This window comes from Streptomyces sp. NPDC104381, from assembly GCF_055583745.1.
The window spans coordinates 15510-36663 of record NZ_JBVJNK010000013.1 but is presented as its reverse complement, the minus strand read 5'-3'; the positions used below and the strand labels follow the sequence as shown (position 1 = coordinate 36663).

Below are 21154 nucleotides of genomic sequence, written 5' to 3'. Positions count from 1 at the left end.
CGACCGTCCGTAGCGGCTCCCGTCCGCCCACCTCCGCCACCGATGAAGGGGCCCCTGTGACTCCCCCGGCCACGCCGACTCCCGCACCGCCCTCGCCCTCCCACACCTGGGCGCTGTGGCTGCTGGTGATGGTGCTCTTCTCCGCCGTCGTCGCCCTCGTGGTGATCATGCTGAAGGAACACAGCGGCTCGGGGCTCACCGACGCGGTCCTGTCCGGCGGCACCGCCTTCGGATCGACGATGATCATCTGTCTGGGCACCGTCGCCGCCGTCAGGGAACTGCGCCGGTCCCGATGACTGTCCGGTGAGTCCGCCCTCGGCAGGATGTTCCTCGTGCCGCGTCCCTGGTGGAGCGCACGAGGGGCATCCGATGCCGGATCTCGACGGAGGGGGATGCCCGTCGGGAGCGCACCCTCGGGAGGGGCTCTCAGGAGGGCACTATCTCGTTTCTGCGCTTCCCCTGCGAACGCGGGGTCTTCTCCCCCACCCGCCGCGGCTCGATCGTCCTCGGGTCGACCGCCTCGCCCGGGGCGCCCTCCTTGTAGAGGCCCTCGGGGTCGTTCGGTCTGTCGTGGGGCAGCAGGAAGAAGGTGCGGCGCTGAAAGAGGCCGCTGTCGGGGTTGGCCTCGGCGTCCCTGTCGAGCTCCGCATAGCCGACCATGCGTCCGTCACGGGCGTAACGGGGCTTCCCGCCACGGCGAGCGCTCTTGTCGAGCGCCTGACGGACGTAGTCGAGGTCGTCGAGGTCCTCCAGCCACACCACGTTCGCTTCGTGTGCGAGCTGGCTTTCATGCAGCAGCGAGCTCATGGACGCAGCTCCTTGTCGGTGATGTGGTGGTGCTTACGGCTACTCGGCGCGGACCGGGCAGTGCGGTGATTCGGGACACTCCCATGGTAAGGCGATGTCCGGATCCTGGGCAGGAGGCCTTGGTTCGTCATGGGCGTCCTCCTGTCGGTCCGTCAGGATGGACGATGTCGTCCTTCAGCAACGCGACGGCGGGGTAGTACTTCTTGCCGCTGGACTTCAGCATCTCTGCAGGGGACGCGAGTCCGACCTCCTGCCGGATGCGGCCGGCGAAGGCCCGGGCGGTGTCGGCCCTGATGCCTTCCGAACTGCACCAGCTGGTGTAGGTCGCGTAGAGGAGGCCCTGTTCGACACGCAGGTCCCCGGTGTCCGGACTCTGGCGCAGGCAGCACTCGCCCAGGAAGCGCCCGATGTGGTCCTCGGTGGTCTCGTACGCGGCGGTGGCCAGGCGTACGGAGGACGGGCCGCTCAGCGGGTCACGGGTGGTGAGGTAGCGGATCGCGCCCTGGATCAGCCAGTGCAGGATGCCGGGGCCCTCCTCCTGGACGAGTTCGCCGGCCAGGTTGTCGATCTTCCGGTCGGCCGCGACGACTCGCTCGAAGGGAATGAGCCGGATACGGCGCCAGAACGCGTGCCCGCCGGTGCCGACCTCTGGCTGGTGGTTGCCCAGCAGCCAGAGCTTGTGGGTCGGGGTGAAGCTGAAGTAGTCCTGCCGCATACGGCGGGCCTTGATCTTGTCCCCGCCGGTGAGGAGCTTGACCCGGGCCTCGTCGAACTTGTCGTTGGGCTTGAGCTCGCTGCAGACGAAGATGCGGCGGCCGTGCAGCTCCGTCAGTTCCGTCGAGTGCTCGGCGAAGTTGCCCTTGTCCATCAGGAAGCCGGGCGGGGCCGCGTCGGCGTAGTCCCCCATGACCTGGATCATGACGTCCAGGAGGACCGACTTGCCGTTGGCGCCCTTGCCCCAGAGGAACGGCAGGACCTGCGCGCCGACATCGCCGGTGATGGAGTACCCGAGCAGCAGGTGCAGGAAGTCGATCATCTCCTGACCCTTGGCGTCGGCGCCGAAGGTGTCGTCCAGGAAGGCGTGCCAGCGCGGGGTCGGCATCGCCTGGGGCGCCACCTGGGTGGCACGCGAGTGGAGGTCCTTCATGGGATCGGGCTTGTGCAGGCGGCCGTTACGGAGATCGACGACGCCGGCGGGTGTGCACAGGGAGTAGGCGTCGCCGTCGAGGATGTCGGGGTCGAGACTGAGCGCGGGCGCGGCCTTCGCCTGGTGGAGCAACGCCTTCATCCCGCTCGTGGACATGGTGCGCCGACGGTGCTGGGCGATCTCACGGTCGCTGAACATGCCGCGGGGATCGGTCGGGGACATCTGCTCGGCCATGTCGCCCGCGGCCCACAGAGCGGCCTTCTCGCCGCCCACGCGCTTCCACCGGAACTGGTCCCAGCAGTACCAGCCGAGGCCCTCCACGTGGCGGAACTGGTCACTGTAGAGCTGCGCGAAGAGCTTCGCGTTACCGCGGTCGGTGAGCATGGGCGGCAGCAGGGCCGGTGCCTCGGCCACAACAGGCGCCTGTACCTGCTGGGGGGGCACCCACGCGGGGGCCGCGCCCTCGAGGTCGAGCATCTGCTGAGCGGCGGCGGCCGCATCGAAGCGGCTGCTCTCGGCGCTACTCATGCGAGTCCTTTGGGGTGGAACGGGCGGCTGGCGCCTGCGGAAAGGGCTGCGTCGATGATCGTCTCATTACGGCGGTTCTGGTGGGGACGAGCATAGTGAGCGGCTTCTGCGAGCTCTTGGCGGGCTTCGGCCTGATTCAGATGTCCTGCTGCGGCGAGCCCTCCCGCTGTGAACGCCGCCCGGTTGAGCTTCTCCGTGAAGCCGGTGCCTTCGGCCTGGGCCGCACACGCGCGAACGGTCTCGATGAGCGGCTGCAAGAACGCCTGCGCGCCGCCGGTTCGTGGGGTCCTGGTCGGGCGATGCGGCCGCGGGCCGGGAACCGGGGACACACGAGGCGTCACATGGCCCGTGCGCATCAGCTCAGCGGCCAGCCAGGCGGGGAGCGGGGCAGGGTCCCGTACGGCTCCCAGGGGCGTGTAGACGCCTGCTGCGGTACGGGTTGTCGGCGCCACGATGTATCCCCCGTGCGCCCGCACGTCGACCTGCCAGGCGAGCGCGGTCCTTGGGCTCGACCCCGTGGAGGAGCGATAGCGCACAGCCGGTTCGGAGTTGACGTACCAGATGTGAAGTCCCCCGGACGGGGTGCGGACCCGCAGAGTGCTCTCGTCCTCGGCCGGATTCGGCTTCTGCCGGTAGGCAGCCAGGAGGGCCAGCGTGTCGAAGCCTGAGGCGAGGCCGGCGAGGTTGACCTGCTCAGGGATACGGATGCCCGGGAGGAGCCGGTCACGGTCCGGGACCTGAGCGGCATGGGCATCGACGTCCAGGACGACAAGGTGGGCAGGCCCGCACGAGACGCCTACGCCCGCGCGGGGCTCCCTGCTCCACCAGGCGTCGACCAGAGCGAGGTCGGTCGTCGCGCTGTGGAAGCCATGACACCACTTGCCCTGCGCATGGCAAGGGCAGCCGGCGGGTTCGTGGCTGCGGACCCGGCACTGCTCACAGTTGGCGGCCGGCGTCTTGCGGCCCGGTGCGAGCGGGTGGACCGGCCACTCACGGCCTGCGAGCCACCGGGCCACGTCCACGGGACGCGGCTGCTGCGCGATCCCGGAGGAAGCGGTGTCGGCGGGGCGCTGCACTGTTCGTCGGTCCGTTCCTCTTGTGCGGCTTGTACGGCCAAAGCTGCTCTTCAGGTTGCCCCTCGCTCGGTCCTGCACATATTGCCTGGTCAGGCGGGACCACTTGAGGGACTGAGGGACTGAAGGGACTGAGTTTCCCTTATAGCAGGCAGAGCCTAGCGGACGGGGTTGCCTCTCTGTGGGAGGCATGAGCACTTATGGCAAAAACAGTCCCTTCAGTCCCTCCGGTCCCTGGTTCGGGGCAGTGAGAACCCGTCTGTCGGGTGGTTGGTCTCCTGCAGGGGCGGGATGCTCCGGCCGACTGTCCGCTGACTGTCCGGCGGAGGGACTGAAAGCATGCAAGGGCGGGGGGACTGAACGGTCCCCCTTCAGTCCCGGTGGTGTTTTCGCAGGTCAGAGCACATATACCGAAGACCGGAGGGACTGAAGGGACCCATTTTGCTAGTTATCAGCGCACCAGAGATATGTAAGGGTCAGTCTTACGTACGCGCGCATACACGCGCCTGCACGCAGCTGGAACAGGGGATTTTGGTCCCTTCGGTCCCTCCGGTCCCTAGGAGCACCGCCCCGACCTGGCCTTTTACCGAGGGACCGAAGGGACCAGGGACTGAGAGAGTCTGGTCCCTCCCCCTGTAGGGCAATCTCTCCTTCAATCGGCTTTTCAGATGATCGAGGGCTTCGAGATGTCCAGGCGGTCGTGCGTGTAGACCAGGTCGGCGATCGCCTGGTGCACCAGCAGGATGAAGAAGTGCCGGTGAGGGCTTGTGAGGCTCCAGGCGCTGTCGCCCGGGGGTGCGCCCCCGGCAGGCGCAGGCGGGCACCTGCCGGGGGCTGCAGGCACCCGCCTGCCGTCATACACGTGCAGAGAACAGGTCTCTGGCCCCGACTGGTCGGCCGCGTCCTGGCGAGCCGCTCGTCCCGGCCCGCACCGATCGTTGAAGCGAGTCGGTGGTGCAGTGATTCACGGGCTCAGGGTCAACCGAACGGTGTGACCAGTAGCGGGAGTCGATGTAGGTCCTCGACAGTGCAGAACAGGCTCGCAAGAGCACAAACGGCGCGCATACATATGTCGTAGTCGGGTTGGCCCGGCTCGAGATAGTCGTGCTCGACGGTGCCGGCCGCGTGGAAAGCGGCGCGCAGCGCGTCAGGCATGCCGGGCAGATCCTTCTTGAGGTTCAGGTCGTCGACGTTGATCCAGGCAAGTTCCGTCCCGTCGACGGCGTAGGTGAGGCTGGCGTCGGCGTTGATGGAGTACATGCTCGTGGCCGCTGCCCGACCGTTGGCGGACAGTGACGTCGTGTCATCGTGGCCGGTGAACCCGGAGTCGTCGTAGACGAATGTCCACGCACCGATGCGTCCTGCCAGCAACGCGGCAGAAGTTCCCGGTTCGATGCCAAGAGCCGCACCGGGGAGGGAGCTCCACCTGTCCGGCTTCGCACTGGGCAGCTCACAGGGTTGGAACGATTGCGGATTGGCCCCAAGCACTTCTAGCGCTTGTGCCGGTTCGAGGTCGCGTACGACGTGCAGGGTGTGGTTCGGCTCTTCACTGGCCAACTCGCTGAGCCAGATCGGCGATCCCTGGGAATCCAGAGTGTTCGGCAGAAATCCAAGCGTTGACATGGCCAGGCTCGCTTCCGAAGGGGCTGGCGTATCTTCCACCGACGGCACGGATCCTCCTCAGGGGCTAAGGCGCCGGCGACAGATGCCCCGGCGTCACACGGTGAGACGACCCTAGAGGGTCCTGTCAGCGTGGTAGCGCGACGAGCTGTGCGGGCAGGGGGCCTGGGTCCCCTGCCCGGGCGAAGGCCTGCCCAGGCCGCGCGCATCCCCCGGCCCACGGCATCCACCTCCGACCAGCCGAGGTCGCCGAGCATCGGGGCGTGCCGCCAGGCGTGCTCCGATCCCAGGAGCAGCGGTATCTCGACGCAGTGCGTGGCGCCGTGCGGCGAACCGGAGGGGCGCCAGTCCAGCCGGTAGCGGTGGACGCGGGCGCCGTGGGCTTCCAGCCGCGCGTGCAGGTCCCGCAGGGGCTCCTCGTAGAGGAGCTGGGTGCGTTCGGTGACGCTTCCCCTATCGGACAGGCCCTCGGGGAAGGCTGACATGTCGTCGGCGTTCCACCCGTACAGCACGTCCGGCGCGGGGCCGGTGAAGGGCGCGGCCCCAGTCCCGGCGGGCAGGGGTGCGACGCCCTCGACCGGGCCGAAGGGCGGGGCCAGGAAGTTACCCGTCCGCCGCTGGTGGTCGGCCGCTGTGCGGGCCTGCGCGGCGAGCAGGCCCGTGGCCGGGGCGGTACGGGGGTAGGTGCCGAGGTGGGCGGCGAAGATCCGTCCGGTCTCCCGTGCCTCGGCCGGGGTGGGACCATCCCCGCACGCGCGGGGAGCACTACAGGTCGGGCAGATCCTCGATGCGGCAGACGGGACCATCCCCGCACGCGCGGGGAGCACGGAAGCGTGGCCTCCTCGTTGTAGGCATACGCGGGATCATCCCCGCACGCGGAGAGCACAGGCGCAGGTGCGTCGGCTGCTGGCAGGAATGGGGACCATCCCCGCACGCGCGGGGAGCACTCCGCCAAATATCTCGGCGACATGATGGACCAGGGACCATCCCCGCACGCGCGGGGAGCACCAGAACACCACCCGGACCTCCCGCCGGTCCTGGGACCATCCCCGCACGCGCGCGGGGATGGTCCCAGGCTCCGTTTGAGTACGGCAGGTCGTAGGAACCATCCCCGCACAGGCGGGGAGCACTCGTCGTTGAGCCGGTGCCCGGCGTAGTGCGCGGGCCCATCCTTGCGCGGGCTTGCACCTACCGAGTCAACAGGAGTCCGCAGCCATATGCTCGACCATGCCCAATACCCTGCGTCATCGCTTCCACCAGGGCAGAAGGATCGGTCACCGTCAGCGTTCCCCGGATCTCCGCGCGGGCTATCCGCAGGTTCTTGTGATGACCGGGACTCGTGACCGCCGGGAGCATCCTGACAGCCAGGGAGTCCTCCCCTGCGATGGCACCGATTCGTACAACGCCGTCCGGTCCCGTCCGGGGCTCTCCCGCGGGTTGAAGGCGACGGATGAACCAGTTCCGTACGTGGTCGGGTCGCGTGTGTTCAGTGCGTCGGCCGCGGGTGCGCTCGGGAGACGGAGCTCCTGACGGACGGCTGCGGACGGGGTTGATGACGGTCCGAAAGGTCAGGGAGTCTCCCGCCCGCAGGGTACGGTCGACGGTAAGAACGTGCGGCTTGTCGGTCAGTGCTCCGCGCGGGACCCCGGCCCAGTCCCCCGGTACACGCGACTGCACGACCAGGACGAGCGCCCCTGCTTTCAGGTCGACCGACCATGTTGAAAGGATGCCCATCTGTGCCCGGGCGTCGGATTCGCCGTCCGCCACCCAGCCGCGGAAGCCGCTCATGACTGTGCGGTGCATGTCCTGCGCATCGACAAGGGACTTTGCGGTGTACGGATGTCGGGTGTCCATCGACAGGACGCTATGAGTGGCCACAAAACGGGCGGTGGCGCGAGTTTCGGTCACGGGATGACGTCCCATTCGGTGGCATTTTCGGCGATGGTGACGCGGGTGCGTACTTCCCACCTCGTGCTGTGGGTTCTCCGCTCCGAGTCGAAGGAGACGGGCTGGTCTTGGATGGGCGATGCTGTCGTGGTGCCTGGTGCGGTCTCGACCCACGCCCAGGGGCGAAGAGACGGAGACAGGCCGTTGCCATGCCCTGGCAGGAGCGCGGTGCACCGGAACGCTTCCTCGACGGAATCGGCGATGAGCGGTCCGGCCAGCGTCCCCGACGGGGGGCATGCCTTCCGTCCCAGCCACAGCAGACGCTTCGGGTGTTCCAGGGCCGCCGCTACATCGGAGAGGAAGTCCCGGTCCGGGTGCTCCAACGCGGCGACGAAGGCTGCGTCCGCCAGGTACCAGCGCTCCGTGACGAGGGCGTTCCGGGAGAGCTGTTTCGAGACCAGAGCGCCTGAACCCGATTCGGACCCGATGTACTTAGGTGCTCCGTACCAGTCGGTCAGCTCGTGATGCCCGAACGCAGAGCCCTCAGCCGCTGCCATCGACGTAGCCAGTTTCGCCGCTCTGCGATGGTCGGTGATGACATCGCGAGGCCGTACGGGAAACCGGCCGGCACCCACGACGTGGTAGTCGCGCATCGGGGTTCCCGGATGGTCGGCCCGTACTCCGAAGCGGATTTTCGCCAGCTCACCCAGGTCGTCGGCCCGGTCGAGACCGAGCGCAGCGGCACAGAGACCGATCACCCCGGACTTCGTCGGACGGGGCTGGGTGTCGCGTCGGGAGAACCTCGACACCATTCCCCACGATTGGAGAGGCGCGGCAAGCCGGACCAGCAGGACCTGCGGACTCACGCTGTCAGCCCCTCGACCGACGGAACGTCTTTTACACCCAGCTCCTGCAGGACTGCGTGCACGGCGGGTTCGTAGGTGAGCACCCGAGCGGCCGTGATGTCGTCCCGACGGGTACGGACGAAGTCGTGATGCGCGAGGAGGCGCCGAACAGCCAGCTCACCGGCCGGAGCGCCCTCGGCTGCTTCGTCGATGGGTCGCTGGAAAGCGGAGGCATAGTTGAAGGGACGGTCTCCGTCGAAGGCAAGAACCAGGGCAGGCAGCGCCCCGGTCGAGGCAGTGGAGTTTTTCTTGGCCTGAGGGAAGGCGTTGACGAAAGCGCTGACGAACTCCGATTCCGCGGCCACGGCGGCGGTTTCGGAGTCCTGCTCGGACATGCCGGCCGCGCGCAGGTTCTGCCTCAGCCTGTGACGGTCGAGGACGGCATGGCGGTAGAACGTCCCGGAGATCAGTGACTGGTAGCCAGTCATTCCCGCGCCCGCGTCGTCCGCCGTGTCGAGGAAGTCGAGGGCATTGCTCTTGCGGTTGAGCTTGACGTCGTCCGCCGCGGCATAGAAGTCATCCGTGTGCTCGGCTTCGTGAACGGTAAAGGCGTGGCTGCTCTGGATCGCGCCGTCGACGTTCGGCGAGTCCGCGATCTCGGCCAGGAAGCGGCCGTAGAGAGCGATGTCGATGGCGTCTCGGGGTGCCAGGGCCGTCAGAACCGCGTCCCTGGTCGCCTTGGGCAGCGCGGGAAGCTTGGCCGGTTCAGCCTCATCGTCCTCACTGTTCTCCTCGGTGCTGCTTTTGCGGCGCCCCTTCGACTTCTTGGCCGCGGCCGCCGAGGACAGGGCTGTGTATCCCTCGGCCCAGGTCGTGATCGAGTTCCGCACGGACTGGAGATGATCGGCGATTCGGTCGCCCGCGTCAGCAGGTGCGAACAGCAACACCTTGGTCAGGTTGACCACCGTCTGCTTGGCTGGGTCCCCGAATTTGAGGCCGATGCCTTGGAGCACGGCACGTGCGGTGGCCACGGACTGTTCTCTGGTCCAGCCATGGCGGCTCTCCAGAGCACGGGCTGTTACCAGTGCCCACTCGCGCGTGCGGATGCCCATGGTGTGCCCTGCAAGAGGACCCTTCGCAGTGTTCGCGCGGTCCCGGGAGTAGACCCGCTCTGCGCGGCGGCGTGCCTGGCTGGTGATCATGTGCCGTTCTACGCCGCCGTAGACGATTGATTTGGGCGCACCGTTCTCGTCCCGCACAGGAAGGACGGCGACGAGCGTTTCGAGCAGGTGCAGAGAGAGGAACTGGTGCCCCTTGAGGGCAACTTGAGTGCTCACGTCAGGGAGTCCTTCGGCGTGGTCGGGGCGGCCTTGGGGGCCCTGGCCCTGGTCGGCGGCGCGTGGAAGTCCACGGCCCAGCGGTAGCGGATGCGCGCCTCACGGTCGGTCCAGCGGGCCAGGTCGTCCGCGAGGCGGGCCCAGGAAGGCGGTGGCTCGCCGCACGAGCGCAGCCGGGTGATGGTGTGCTGGAGATGACGCAGAGGGGGCCGGCGGCTGGAGACGATGCGGTCGATCAGGCGGGCTGCCCCCGCGTCGTCGGGACCACGTCCGATGCTGGAGCCGATCCTGCGTGCGGAGTGACCGAGACTTCCGTAGCCCCAGGAGGGTTGCACCGCTCCCCTGTGGTAGACGGCGAACAAGAAGGCAACCTGTTCGAAGATCTCACGGCGCTTTTCGTCGTTCCAGCCCGCCTTCCAGCCCGCTTCGACATGGGCGTTCTGGCTGATCGTGGGTCGGCGTAGTTCGGCCAGTCGTCCGTAGTCGCGGCTGTTCACCAGGCCCACCAGCCACTGCGTGAGCTCCTGGCTGCGGGTGGGTTCGCGTGGATCGGTGCCGTTCGGTTTTGCGGTCCCAGTGGGCTGCGCGTCGTCGCTCACGTGCTGTCCCCCTTCACTTCGTCCGGTGCTGCGGACCCGGAGAGGTCCGCTTCGAAACGTCGGACAGCCTGGGCCCGCGCCTGGTAACCACGTGAGTTCGCAGGAAGCGAGTCGAGGCGCTTGCGCAGGAAACGACCTGCGGCTCCGGCGAGTACACCCGCATATTCGACAAGCGCGGCGTCCACTGCCCTCTCGTTCTCAGCGGCCGCCGTGTCGTCCAGCAACAGGTGGAACGGCTCCTGGGTGTGCGCCCAGTGCTCCGGCCGCGCGTCGAATCGGGAGATCTGTCCGCTCTTGTCAGCCGGTTTGGGATTTGGATAAGTCACGGTCCACGCCACATAGGCCGCTCTGGAGAGGGCCGACGCCACGTGCTCTGCGACGAGAGAGCCCCGCTCGGCCGCATAACGCAGATCACGTTCGCGGCCAGGGACGAAGGGGAACGTGTCCGACACCCAGGTGAGCGCCGTGGTCTGCTTGGCGATCAGCCCGACCGCCCACAGATTGAGCTGCCGGCCACTGAGGCGGGCCAGACGGTCGTACAGATCTGGCCCGTGGTCCCGGTCCGCCACTGCCGCGTACAAGGCGTGGGCCTCGCGCCACAAGGCTCGGGATGGAGAAGGCCGGAGCGGCTTCACACCGCCGTCAGGCGTCTTCTCGTAGACGGCGTCCGATATGTGGTGGGGTGCCAGGGATGCGAGTAGTTCACCAGCCCCCAGCAGGACACGGTCGACGGCTGGCTCCCCGCCCTCCGTGAGAGCGGGCCGCATGAGGATCGAGCGGCCCAGGACCGTGTGCAGGTCAGCCGGTCCCTCCACGCGCCGTCCGGCGGGCTTGCTGAGGAAGCCCCGGCGCGGTTCGGGAGCCGCCGTCCAGGTGCGGTTGAAGTGGCCGGGGTCGCCGGTGAGGGGCACGAGGTTGAGCCGCAGGGTGTCGCCCAGCGTCTCGCCCAGTGCGATGACGCGGATGCGGGTGCCGAGACGCCCTGCGGCCAGATTGGTCAGCGTGGGGCCCAGGGTTTCCTGCCCGGAGATCCTCGCCCGGCCGCCGGGGCCATAGGCGTGCTGCGTGAGCATCGCGCGGAAGGCGGCTCCGGCAGGCAGGGGGGCGGGGTGCTCGAGGTGATGGTGGTCGAAGAACTGGTTGTAGTCGCCGGCGTGCTCGATGACGAGCTGGGCGGGTCCCGTCCCGTGCCGGTCGATGTAGGGGTTCAGGAGGGCGTTCTGCCCCAGGGGGTCCGTGGGGTGGAAGAGGTTCCAGTGCTCGTCGGGGCGACTCTCCAGCCAGTCGGCGGCTGCGGTCAGCGGATGGCTGTCCTCCACCTGTGCGAGCCACTCGTCGGCGGTCCTTGGGCCGGTGCCGGAGGCGTAGCAGATGGCGAGCAGATACTCGATGAGGGCGACGGACTCCCCCGGTGTTGTTCCCGAGACTGCATGGATCTCGTCCGCATGCCGCAGGGCGTCGATCAGGGTGACTGGCGTGTTCTCCTTGGCCGCTGTCAGCACCGGAACGCATGCTTGCTTCCGAGGGTCCCAGGAGGGGCGTAACTCACCTGCCGGAGGGGGCTGTAACTCGGACAATGTCACCTGATCCTTACTCCAGTCACCACATTTGCCTGATGAGATGCGCGAGAACGTAACATGGCGGACGGGGGCCAAGTGCATGATTCAGGAGAACTCAACAGCTTTTCGCATCAATGGTGTTGGGGGAGCATTCGCTCTCCCGGCCCGAGGGTGTCGAAGGACAAGCCGGCATGGAGTCCGCTGGTCTTCGAGATGGTCACCGCGAGCGCGGTCATGCTCGAGATGTGGGAGCAGGTGCTGAGCCCTGCGCAGCGGGCCGACGTCGCTGACGGCTTTGGTGCCGCAGACGAGCGAAGCGCCCGCCTAGCGGCCGGGTTCCTGGCAGGTGTCAGTCGTGTCGGTCACGCCTGTCCAGCACAGATGGTCTCGTTCGGTGCCGGGCAGGGGGTCTCCCCCGACCGGGAGCGAGCCTGTGCGGTATGGCGGGAGCAAGCGGCGCAAGCGGGTCTGCCGCTGCCTCCTCCGGGGTCCCGTATCCGACATGCGGCGCCCGAACACGTCACGGCGGCTGTGCTGCCGAGACTGACAGGATGCGACTGCCCTGGATTCGTGGATGGCGAGCGCTGCCGTGCCGAAGTCCATCAGGGCCTTTACACGGCGGCATACGCGCTCAATCGCCAAGGGGCGGACGTACTGCACGCCGATACCGTGGCCAAGGCTTACCGAGCGACAGGGGGCGCGCCCTGGGACGCCATCCGCGTAGCCTTGGTGGATGCCGTCGCTCGGTACGTCGGCATCGAGGCTGGGGGACTTCCTTCGTTGATAGGGCCATCGGACTCGCTGTCCCTCACGGCCTTCAGCGGTTTGGTCTCCCAGAGCGTGGCGCTCTCCCGCAGCGACGCCGCCGGTGATGTCTCGTCGCCCGACGAAGAGTGGGAAGCGATGGCACATCGGGCAAAGCTGCACGCCAGGTCAGCAGTTGGGCGGATGGCGTGAGCGGCTGACTTCCGCGTACAGTCCTCGTCCCCGCGTGGCGGGGGGCGATACTTCTTCAGTCCCCACAAGGGCCATCCCCGCATTGCGGAGCGATGGTGCTGCAGTGCGCAGCGGCGGGCCGATAGTAGTGGCCACCTGTGCCGATGACCAGGCCACAGGTCCTCGAACGTCGGTTTCCGTTCCGAGCCGGGCTACATCGACGATGGCAGAAGGTCTACGGCGGCGGCACCGGCAGGACCACCGAAGATGATGAGTGGCTGTGATGATCCCCCACCGCGTTCTCCCGCGGGCACGATTCCGAGCGACGTCAGCGAGGCTGCCGTGACCAGCCGTAGCAATTCCTCCCCGGTCCCGGCATCCCACAGACGCAGAGTCGTATCGCTCAGGCCCGCGCTGACGATGAATGGCCGGGCGTGTGGGGACCGGATGACACAGAGGGCGGACACCGGCCCGTCATGGCGGATCGGGAGAGTGAAGGCTGTCGGCTCACTCGGGTCGGGCGAACACACGTGGATCCTGCCGTCCGCTCCCCCGGCAACCAGGTACCCGTCCTCCCCGTCCTCGCCTGGATAGGCAGCCAGCGAGGCCACCGGGCCCATTGATGCCGGCAACTCGTGATGCGGTACCTGCAACGGGCGGCACAGTAGAACCCCCTCACCGGTGGCGACAGCCAGTACACCCCCTGCGCGCAGGGGCAGATGTACGAGGGCGTGGATGGGCCCGCCGGCTCCCCCGCCGTGGCGCCACCCCAGCGCCAAGCCTGTTTCCGTGTCGCAGTACGCGATCGAGCCGCTGCTTGTCCCCACAGCCAGCACGGTCCGTCCCTCGTGCGGGAAAACAGCGAATGCCGTGGACCGGTCCTCGGCCGACGTCCAGACGTTCAGCGGCAGCCAGGTTCCGTTCCAGCGGGCGACGCTGCCGTCCGGCAGGCCGACGACCACCGCCGTGGAGCCGTCCGACGACCTGTACGTGGCGAGAGCGTTCACAGGGCCCTCGGCCGCTGAACGGTGGGGCAGAGCGATGGTGTCGAGGACCACGCCGCTCTCCGCCGAGCGCACGGTCAGGTTGCGGTCGGGGCCGGCCGACACCAGGACGTGAGGTCCGCCGTCTCCGTGCGCTGACAGGGCGAATCGTCTTCCAGCGACGGTCCGAGGGCCGCGACGGCTTACTGCGCGCCGCTGCCAGACTTCTGGGTTCCAGACACGTACGGTCCGATCGGCAGAGCCGGATACCAGCACCTGAACGCCCTCCGGGCCGGGTACGACGGTGAGCCCCCTGATCTCGTCCGTGTGGTCAGTGGGAAACCGGCAGGACTCCTCACCCGTCGTGGGGTCCCATAGCTGCACCGAGCCGTCGGTCCCACCGAGTGCGAGCAGGGTGCGATCCCGGGAGCTCTCCTGTCGGCAGGGGGTCAGGACGGACGCGCCACGCCGGATCGTGCTGTGCGGGCGAGCCTCACCGGATACGGCTTCCCAGAACAGAACCGCGCCGCCTCGTGCCCGCGTGGCGAGGGCGAGCAGAGCCTCGCCATTGCGCCCGTCGATCAGCGAGAGCGCGGAGACGTCGTGACCTGGGACCGGGACTCTGCACAGCGTTCGGAGAGAACTGCCATCGAGAACGTCGGCGGAGTCGGTGCCCTGCACTGCTAAGAGGGTGGGCCCGCCGGGGCGCTCCAGGGCCGCGAGCGCCGTCACCGAGCCGACGAGGATGCGCCGCACCTGGGCATCGGCCGTTCGCCGTATCCCGGCGGTGTCGAACAGGACGATCCCCTCCGCCGTACCCACTGCCAGCAGTACCCGGCCGTCCTCGTCGGTGTACGAGGACATGCAGAGAGCGGGTTCTCGCACCGGCAGGTCGACGATTTCTCCGCTCAACGGGTCGCACGCCTGAACTCCGCCGTCCGTCCCCACGGCCACCCATGGCCGGCCGGTCGGGCCAGGGACAACGGCAATGGCCCGGACAGTCCCACCAGGCAGGTGAATCGATGATCCGAGAGGAGTCACGGTGGAGGGGTCCCACACCTGTACGGTGCCGTCGTCACAACCCACCGCGACCAGCGGCGTCCCATCGTGCAGACCGAAGGATGCGAGGGAGCGGATCGGTGCCTCCTGACGTGCAAGGACGTTGCCTTGGACCGTCAAGTCCTTCCACTGCGGTTGGAGGCGCCCCAAGGACTCCGGCGGGTGGCCCATGGCCGGAGTGCGTACGGGGCGCTCGTCCTCGTGCTCCCAGAGCGCGAAGCTCAGGCTCTCCGCGCGTGCCGGGGGCGGAGCGTCGCCCAGGAACGGTTCGATCCTTGTCCACGCGAACAGCCGTGTGGTGTCCGGAGTGTGCTCCGACAACAGTCCGAGCGCACCACGGACATTCCCGCTCGTCTCGTACGGGAGGAACTTCCCTGTGACGACGCTGTCGTTCAGCACTTCGCCTGCCGCCGCGTGCTCGACGAGGTGATGGCGCAGATACGGATGCGGTGGGCTGTTGTCGGACTCTTGTATGGAGCTGAACGCGACGGCCAGCCGGCGGTGGTCCTCGCTGACGTTCGCCTGGGCCGGGAGCAAGTGAGCGGATGTGAGCGACTCGACGAGGAGCAGGTGGGGAGTGTTCCGCAGCAGCTCCCCCACACGTTCGTGGATGGGTCGGTAGACGAACCGACCGTCCTCGACAGCGGTCGTCAAATAGCCGGCGAGGCGACTCTCACGAACCTGACGGATCAAGCTTTCCGCAGTAGTAGGGAGCGGCATGAGCGCAGCCACAGCGCACGGCCACACCTCGGCCCACGGAAGACCAGCGCCCCGAGCGAGTGCTGGGGCCCGCAGAACCTGGATGACGGCCTCGGCTGGCAGGCCGGTGTTGCGGCTTACCTCTTCGAGGTCGCGGAGCAGGAGCAGCTGAGTGCCCTGACGGAGGGAGGCACGCCACTCAGGGTCATCGGGGGCCGGGAGGCTGCTACGCCTCTCCAGTGACTCCGCAGCGAGCCGGGCGTCGAGAAACGACGGGGCAACCTCTTCCGCCACGGCGGCCGCGAGCTCTTCTAGTAGCTGGACATCAGGGTGTACGGCGTCGTCGTTCAGTCCGAACAACGCCCTGAGCAGAGTGTTTGTGTACGCGGCGATGTCTGGTGCGGCACAGGTGTCCGTCCGCAGCGGTTCACCGGACTCCGTGGAGCGGACCAGAAGGTTCAGGAGGTCGGATGCCCTGTCGCGGGAAGGCTGCAGCCTTCCCGCGACAGGGGCGTGCGCGCTGCGAATGCCCAGAAGCATCCGCACTGCAGGCCGTCCGTCGTCGGACCACTGCTCGGACAGTGGTCGGATGAGGTCGGTGATGGTCCGGGTCGGATTCCTTGCCTCGTCGATGCCGTCCACGACGACGGTCAGGGCCCGGCCCTCGCGACGGAGGTAATCCAGGGCATGGTCCAGGATCAGGTCGACCGTCCTGATCCCGGCCCCCCGTTCAGGCAGCCGACCGGTGAGCGCCTCGTACAGAGCGGCGGTCAGTTCGTCGGTATCCGCATTGCGCGCGAGCACCGCAGCGTCGATCGCTCCCACCGGCACGAGGAGGTCGGGTGCGGTCGTCTCGATGACATGACGGTAGGTCTCGTCAGACCGGAAGCGGGCATCGCTCAGGGTGACGGCTCGGGCGAGCAGCGCCGACTTCCCCGAGCCAGCTTCACCGGTGACGATAAGCGTGCCCTCCTCCCGTGCGAGGAACTCGTTCACGCGCCTCATCTGAGCTGTCCGTCCGGTGAAGTACCAGCCGGTCACCCCTGAGGTTGGAGATGGCTGGCCGGATGCCCGTGACAGCCAGTACGAGTCGCGGTCGGCGGGGCTCCAGGCGACGGCGCTACGCGCCGGTTCGACGACGTCGGGCTTCGCTGTGTATCCGGGGTTGGGCAGGCAGGGGCTGGGTTCCTGATGTTCCTTGTCGCGTTGCAGCGACTCCGGCGGCCATACCGGTTGCACGTCAGCCATGAGTGAAGGTAGGTAGACCTTCGTCATCGCGGTGAAGAAGTCCCCATAGCTCAGGTATGGAAGGGCGTAGCCTGCGGACTCCTTCTTGAAGTGCGTCATCATCGCCTTCAGGAGGCGGGAGTAAGCCTCAAGGCGAGGCGATGTGTACTCGTCAGCCGACGTCAGTACGACGAGCGATTTCAGCCCGCGCCGTTCGTCGCTGAGGGCGGCAAGTCGCCTGTCCAGGTCCCTTCTCAATACTCCGGAGAAGCAGGAGTCGACCATCACGAGGACGTGCGAGGCGTGGGAGTCCAGCAAAGTTGTGACGAGTTCGGCGGTTTGGAAAGCGGTGTTGAGAACCCGGTTCTGGTCCGAGTCGGGCAGACGCAGGAAGTGAATCTCGGAATCACGGCTCACGCCATGGCCGGTGATGTAGGCGACGAGGACCTCGTCGTCGTCGGCGTCTGCCAGCTCCTCCTCGTCGAGAAAGGAACGCAGATCGCGGACGGTGCGCAGGCCGTTCGGCTTCACGACATCGAAACCACGTCTCCCGTACGAGGAGCCGCTCGAAACCCACCATTCCTCGACAACGGCCACTTGGGCCTCGATGCCCTTCCTGAAGTTCTCGCGGTCCTGTGGTGTGGGGTAGGTGTCGTCGTCGTAATCCGAAATGGCGATCTCGACGAGCCGTCGCCTACCCCACTCGTCGGTGTTCGGCTCGCTCACCGCTCCCCGCCGGCGATGGCGTGCGCTACCGGAGCGGTTCGCAGATAGGTCAGGGCCTTGTGGGGATCGACCACACCGTTGCGGACCCGCGCGTCCGTGATAGCCGACGACGTGTGGCTCAATCCCCTGCCGCCGGTGATGAAGTCCCCTGGGTCGAAGGCGTTGACCCACGCGATGTCACCAGGCAGCTTCAACGGCTCGCCGTCGACGATGCCGAGCCCGCGGCGTACGGCTGGGATTGCCAGAGGCGAGCCGCACGTCACGAGGGTGCGTACCTTGGCCACCCGCTCCGGAGGGATCTGGCTCCGACGCAGCAGATCGTAGGCGATCACACTTCCCAGTGAATGCCCCACGACTACGGAGGTGTCATCGCCGAAAGCATCTGCGACCAGCTCCCTGACACGAGCCGCAAGTCCGGGCTCGTAGAGGTAGAACCGCACTTCGCGCATCGCGGAGACGAACAGTTTGCCTCCGCCGCGGGGGTAGCGGTGGTCGTATGCCATCACCAGGCGGGTGAGGCGAGCCGGCCAGAGGCGGGGCAATCCCAATGTCTGGAGCTCGATTTCCTCGAAACTCGATAGGTCGTCGCGGTGGACGACTTCCTCCAAGGCGTCGGTGACGAACGCCATCTCCTCCTGGCTCAGGGGCGCTGCCGTACCGAAGAGGTCATCCTCTGCGCCGAGCCGGTCGGCTCCGCGCGCCAGGAGCCCGGTCCAGTGGGGCAGTTCTAGAGCGCCTGCCCCGATGACGGGTTGCTCAATGCTGCCGAGCCCACGGTTGATCGCTTTGCTCCACTCCGCAGTCAGCCGTGACTTCGAGGTTTGCGACTGCCGAATTCCGTGTACTCCGACGATGCGTGCCACCCGTGCTCCCCGCCTGTGTGCTGTTCGCTCGGATCGAGGCTAATGCGGGCTTCCTTCGGAGGGGTGAGGTTCAGCGACAGTGATGTCCTGGTCCTGGAACTGGTCGGCAGACGGGCACCGCCTGGCAGTTCGCCGATGTAGGGCGGTGACTCCGACGCTGTCCGAACGAGAGACATGGGCCTCCTCCATATGAAGGGATAGCGCCTGCACCGAGCTGGGCCTCGGGGCTGCCGCCCGCTCTCGGCGGGGGCAGATCACGACCAGGCCTTCATCCCATGGGGCAGTGCACTCTGCTTTCCGCCAGTGCGGCGGTGGCCCGAAGCTCAAGTACCTTTGGCGGCAGGTCTTTGTGTCCTGCGTCCGCAGGGATGGCCCCTTTGGCCTAGGGGCGGCGTAGCCGCGACCGATGTACTCCCCGCGTCAGCAGGGATGGTCCCAACCTCCTGCGCGGCTAGAGCAGTGCGCCGATCCGCTTCTCGTGCGCCCGCAGGTATGACCCCACGTCGGGGAGGACCAGGGCCATCTTGCGGTCCCGTTCCTCGCACTCGCGGGGATGGTCCCAACCCGGATTGTGGTCAGACGCTCGGCACCCTCTGTCTTCAGTGGCCGAGGGATAGTCTCAGCCTGCACTCCGACTCCTGTTCCCTGTCCAGGCTCGGATGGCGCCGCGAGCAGGGGCTCGCGCTCACTACCCGCTTGCTCACTTGCGAAGGAGGGGTGCCTCATCGTCGCAACGGCTTGATCGGGGCCCGGACTGCTCCCGGTAAACGCAGGGATGGCTCTCAACGGTGCGGCGGAGCTGCACACCGACCGACTGATCTCCGTGCATGCGGGGATGGCCCATACGAGCAGGACGTCATACAGCGCGGCTCACATGGCTCCCCCGCACGCGCGGGGATGACTCCGCGCCTTTGAGTCTCGCGATCAGTGTCGTCAGCCGCTCCCTGCGTCCGCAGGGTTGGCCCCCACTACTCGGACACGCGCTGGGAGCTATGGGTCTGCTCCTCCGCCAGTGGGGAATGGTTCGGACGAGACGCCTTACGCAGCTCTGACCGCCACCCCTCCCCCCGCGCCTGCGGGGATGGTCCCCTCCTGTGGACGCCGTTCGGGCCGACGAACGTCTGCTCTCCGCGCACGCGGGGATGCTCCCTTCCTGGACGCGCTGCGCAAGCCGCTGTCCGCCTGCTTCCCGCGCACGCGGGATGATCGCGCGCCCGACGTCCGTTACGGCGGCGGTACGGCCTGCTCCCCGCGCGGGCGGGGATGGTCCCTACGGCACCGTGAACCCCTTCGCGGACGTCCTCTGCTTCCCGCGCATGCGGGGATGGTCCCAGGGCCGGGACGATGCCGCACGCCATGACGATCTGCTCCCCGCATACGCGGGGATGGTCCCACCGCCTACACGTCTGCGGACATGCCGGGTGTTTGCTCCCCGCGCACGCGGGCTAGTGGTAGGCCCCTGATCTCAGTTCATGAGCTCTTTCGGTTGTTGTCCGCGGACAACAACCGAAAGAGCTCATCCCGACATGGCCTTGCCTGGGCACGCGCCCCGGCATGCTCCAGAAAGGCGCTTAGTCCCTCAGTTGTTGTCCGCGGACAACACACTCCCACCCCTGCTTCCTCGCCACGTCCTCGTAGCGGCGATCTTCCCGACCTGTCGTCCAAAGAAGCTCATGCCCCAGGATGGAGCCGTGCTTCCCTACGTCTACCGCGTGACCAAGTACGACCCCGCCGACCGTGACGAGCATGGTCACTACCACGGGCCCCAGGACATCGTGAGCGATCGCGGCGAGTCCGAAGCGGCCTACCTCGAGGCGGTCGCCGCATTCGCCGCAGACGCCGGGATCGACCGTCTCGCCGTACGCGAACCCGGAGTTCCGTCCTTGGCTCACCTCGGAGTTGCGGCGGCAGCGGACGATTACGGGCTGGGCGCTCTCTTCCCGAACGGCCTGCACGGATTCCACGACGGAGCGGAAGTGCAGCTGCCCACCGCTCTGGAGTTGGTGAGATGCATGCTGCGCGAGGGTGGCGCCTGGTGCCGGCTGGAGGCGGACGGCATCTTCGAAGTGCATGTGGGATGGGACCAGTACCTGTACGTCTGCACCAGCCGGCCCAGCGAGGTTGCGGTGGCGCGGACCCGTGCGCTGGGCCTCTTTCCTGAGAACCTGGACGCCTCCCCCTACGCCGTGGAGGCGGAATCGCCGGACGTGCAACGGCCGGCAGACGCCGAGTTCTGGTCAGCGTTGGCCTGGGCCGTTGCCTCAGGACGCGCGGGGCTGCTCGAGGAGACGTACGTCGAGGGAGCCTCCCGGTGGCATCAACTGAGTGGTGAGACCCTCGGCGCCGTACGCGCTGGACTTGTGCCGCGTGCCCGACTGGCTGTCTGGCCTGCCCTCTCCCCCGATGTCGGCGCCGTCCTCGGCTCACTTCCCGAGGAGGGCCTGGTGGAAGCAGTGTGGCAGGACACGGACGGCCGGGTTCACAGTGCTCTGGCAGATGAGGCGGACCACGCGGAGTTGACCGTGCGGATGACGGGCGCCACGGCGGCAGCCCTGATGCCCGTGTACGCCGATGATTGCGTGCCACTGTTCACTGCTGTCCTGCCCGACAGCGACGGCGTCGTACGGGCGCGTTGGCGGACCGAGCCGACACCGGACGACCGGAAATGGGCCTTCCTCAAATCACTGCGGGCCGGCCAGGTTGTGACAGGCACAGTGATCGAGACAGCCCCCTTCGGCGTCACCTTCGTCGATGTCGAGGGGCACGTAGGGATCATCAACATCCCAGAGCTGTCATGGCGCCCGCTGGCTCATCCGTCCGATGTCGTCTCCGTGGGCCAACGCATTCCCGTACAGGTCCTGGGTGTGGACGCGGTCCGGGGGCGCTTGGCCCTGTCGCTCAGAGCTCTGCAGGACGACCCGATGAAGGAGCTGACGGCCCGGGTCGGCACTTCGGTTCTCGGACCCGTCACCAAGCTCGTTCCCTTCGGTGTCTTCGTGCGCATAGAGGAGAGGGAGAACGGTCTGGAAGGGCTGGTGCACAACTCCGAGCTGACCGGCACACAGGTGGAGGACCCCCAGTTCGGCATCGAGATCGGACGTGCTCTACGCGTCAAGATCCTGGGTGTGGACCTGGAGCGCCGCCGGATCACCTTGTCCCAGCGACAGGCCGACCCAGAGGTCTGAGCCGGCCGGTCCTGCCTCTTCGGTACGCCGGGGAGGCTGAGCCGTTTGCGCAGGCCGGCCGCAGCCGGCCGGCC

Annotated in this window: 15 protein-coding genes; 3 read left to right on the top strand and 12 right to left on the bottom strand. The window is 67.5% G+C overall.

The window, feature by feature from the left end:
• Positions 1 to 56 precede the first annotated feature (56 nt).
• The gene (locus tag ACZ607_RS33665) at positions 57 to 296 is read left to right on the top strand and encodes a hypothetical protein (RefSeq protein WP_469741428.1); all 240 of its coding nucleotides are present in this window, start codon (positions 57 to 59) and stop codon (positions 294 to 296) included.
• Between the two features lie 130 nt (positions 297 to 426).
• Here ACZ607_RS33665 and ACZ607_RS33660 read toward each other — a convergent pair whose 3' ends face one another.
• The 10 genes from ACZ607_RS33660 to ACZ607_RS33615 all read right to left on the bottom strand — a co-directional run bounded on the left by ACZ607_RS33660 (position 427) and on the right by ACZ607_RS33615 (position 11345).
• The gene (locus tag ACZ607_RS33660) at positions 427 to 807 is read right to left on the bottom strand and encodes a DUF6009 family protein (RefSeq protein WP_329212393.1); all 381 of its coding nucleotides are present in this window, start codon (positions 805 to 807) and stop codon (positions 427 to 429) included.
• Positions 808 to 934: 127 nt separating this feature from the next.
• Positions 935 to 2482: a DNA primase family protein gene (locus tag ACZ607_RS33655; RefSeq protein ID WP_469741424.1), complete on the bottom strand. Its 1548-nt coding sequence runs from the start codon at positions 2480 to 2482 to the stop codon at positions 935 to 937.
• A complete protein-coding gene (locus ACZ607_RS33650) occupies positions 2479 to 3498 on the bottom strand; it encodes a bifunctional DNA primase/polymerase (RefSeq protein ID WP_469741625.1) in 1020 nt (339 codons plus the stop codon). Before ACZ607_RS33650 ends, ACZ607_RS33655 begins: the two co-directional genes overlap by 4 nt.
• 721 nt (positions 3499 to 4219) lie before the next feature.
• Positions 4220 to 4399, bottom strand: a complete 180-nt coding sequence (locus tag ACZ607_RS33645; protein WP_469741421.1) for a hypothetical protein — start codon at positions 4397 to 4399, stop codon at positions 4220 to 4222.
• A 134-nt stretch (positions 4400 to 4533) separates the two neighbouring features.
• Positions 4534 to 5226 carry a DUF6461 domain-containing protein gene (locus ACZ607_RS33640; RefSeq protein ID WP_469741419.1) on the bottom strand — a complete coding sequence of 231 codons (693 nt, stop codon included), beginning with the start codon at positions 5224 to 5226 and terminating at the stop codon, positions 4534 to 4536.
• A gap of 1137 nt (positions 5227 to 6363) precedes the next feature.
• On the bottom strand, positions 6364 to 7029 hold the full coding sequence (cas6e, locus tag ACZ607_RS33635) for a type I-E CRISPR-associated protein Cas6/Cse3/CasE (RefSeq protein WP_469741418.1): 666 nt from the start codon (positions 7027 to 7029) through the stop codon (positions 6364 to 6366).
• A 50-nt stretch (positions 7030 to 7079) separates the two neighbouring features.
• Positions 7080 to 7928, bottom strand: coding sequence for a type I-E CRISPR-associated protein Cas5/CasD (cas5e, locus tag ACZ607_RS33630; protein ID WP_469741415.1), 849 nt, complete (start codon positions 7926 to 7928; stop codon positions 7080 to 7082).
• Positions 7925 to 9244 (bottom strand): type I-E CRISPR-associated protein Cas7/Cse4/CasC, encoded by a 1320-nt coding sequence (locus ACZ607_RS33625; RefSeq protein WP_469741413.1) that lies wholly within the window; start codon positions 9242 to 9244, stop codon positions 7925 to 7927. The genes cas5e and ACZ607_RS33625 overlap by 4 nt, the downstream gene beginning before the upstream one ends.
• A complete protein-coding gene (gene casB / locus ACZ607_RS33620; RefSeq protein ID WP_469741411.1) occupies positions 9241 to 9843 on the bottom strand; it encodes a type I-E CRISPR-associated protein Cse2/CasB in 603 nt (200 codons plus the stop codon). The genes ACZ607_RS33625 and casB overlap by 4 nt, the downstream gene beginning before the upstream one ends.
• Complete coding sequence (locus ACZ607_RS33615) at positions 9840 to 11345, bottom strand: type I-E CRISPR-associated protein Cse1/CasA (protein WP_469741409.1); 1506 nt, start codon at positions 11343 to 11345, stop codon at positions 9840 to 9842. The genes casB and ACZ607_RS33615 overlap by 4 nt, the downstream gene beginning before the upstream one ends.
• A 228-nt stretch (positions 11346 to 11573) precedes the next feature.
• Between ACZ607_RS33615 and ACZ607_RS33610 the strand changes: the two genes are divergently transcribed.
• Entirely contained in the window at positions 11574 to 12359 is a 786-nt protein-coding gene (locus ACZ607_RS33610; protein ID WP_469741406.1) for an HD domain-containing protein, read from the top strand.
• Positions 12360 to 12550: 191 nt separating this feature from the next.
• On the opposite strand, the gene ACZ607_RS33605 is transcribed toward ACZ607_RS33610, so the two are convergent.
• Together ACZ607_RS33605 and ACZ607_RS33600 are read right to left on the bottom strand one after the other, a co-directional pair.
• Positions 12551 to 17032, bottom strand: coding sequence for an NACHT and WD repeat domain-containing protein (locus ACZ607_RS33605; protein ID WP_469741404.1), 4482 nt, complete (start codon positions 17030 to 17032; stop codon positions 12551 to 12553).
• On the bottom strand, positions 17029 to 17895 hold the full coding sequence (locus ACZ607_RS33600; protein WP_469741402.1) for an alpha/beta hydrolase family protein: 867 nt from the start codon (positions 17893 to 17895) through the stop codon (positions 17029 to 17031). The genes ACZ607_RS33605 and ACZ607_RS33600 overlap by 4 nt, the downstream gene beginning before the upstream one ends.
• Before the next feature lie 1712 nt (positions 17896 to 19607).
• Between ACZ607_RS33600 and ACZ607_RS33595 the strand changes: the two genes are divergently transcribed.
• A complete protein-coding gene (locus ACZ607_RS33595) occupies positions 19608 to 21080 on the top strand; it encodes a S1 RNA-binding domain-containing protein (protein WP_469741400.1) in 1473 nt (490 codons plus the stop codon).
• Positions 21081 to 21154: the final 74 nt, after the last annotated feature.

What these genes read in the sequence shown, in the direction of transcription:
- ACZ607_RS33660 (WP_329212393.1), bottom strand. Translation starts at nt 807, where the DNA reads ATGAGCTCGCTGCTGCATGAAAGCCAGCTCGCACACGAAGCGAACGTG.
- ACZ607_RS33655 (WP_469741424.1), bottom strand. Translation starts at nt 2,482, where the DNA reads ATGAGTAGCGCCGAGAGCAGCCGCTTCGATGCGGCCGCCGCCGCTCAG.
- cas6e (WP_469741418.1), bottom strand. Translation starts at nt 7,029, where the DNA reads ATGGACACCCGACATCCGTACACCGCAAAGTCCCTTGTCGATGCGCAG.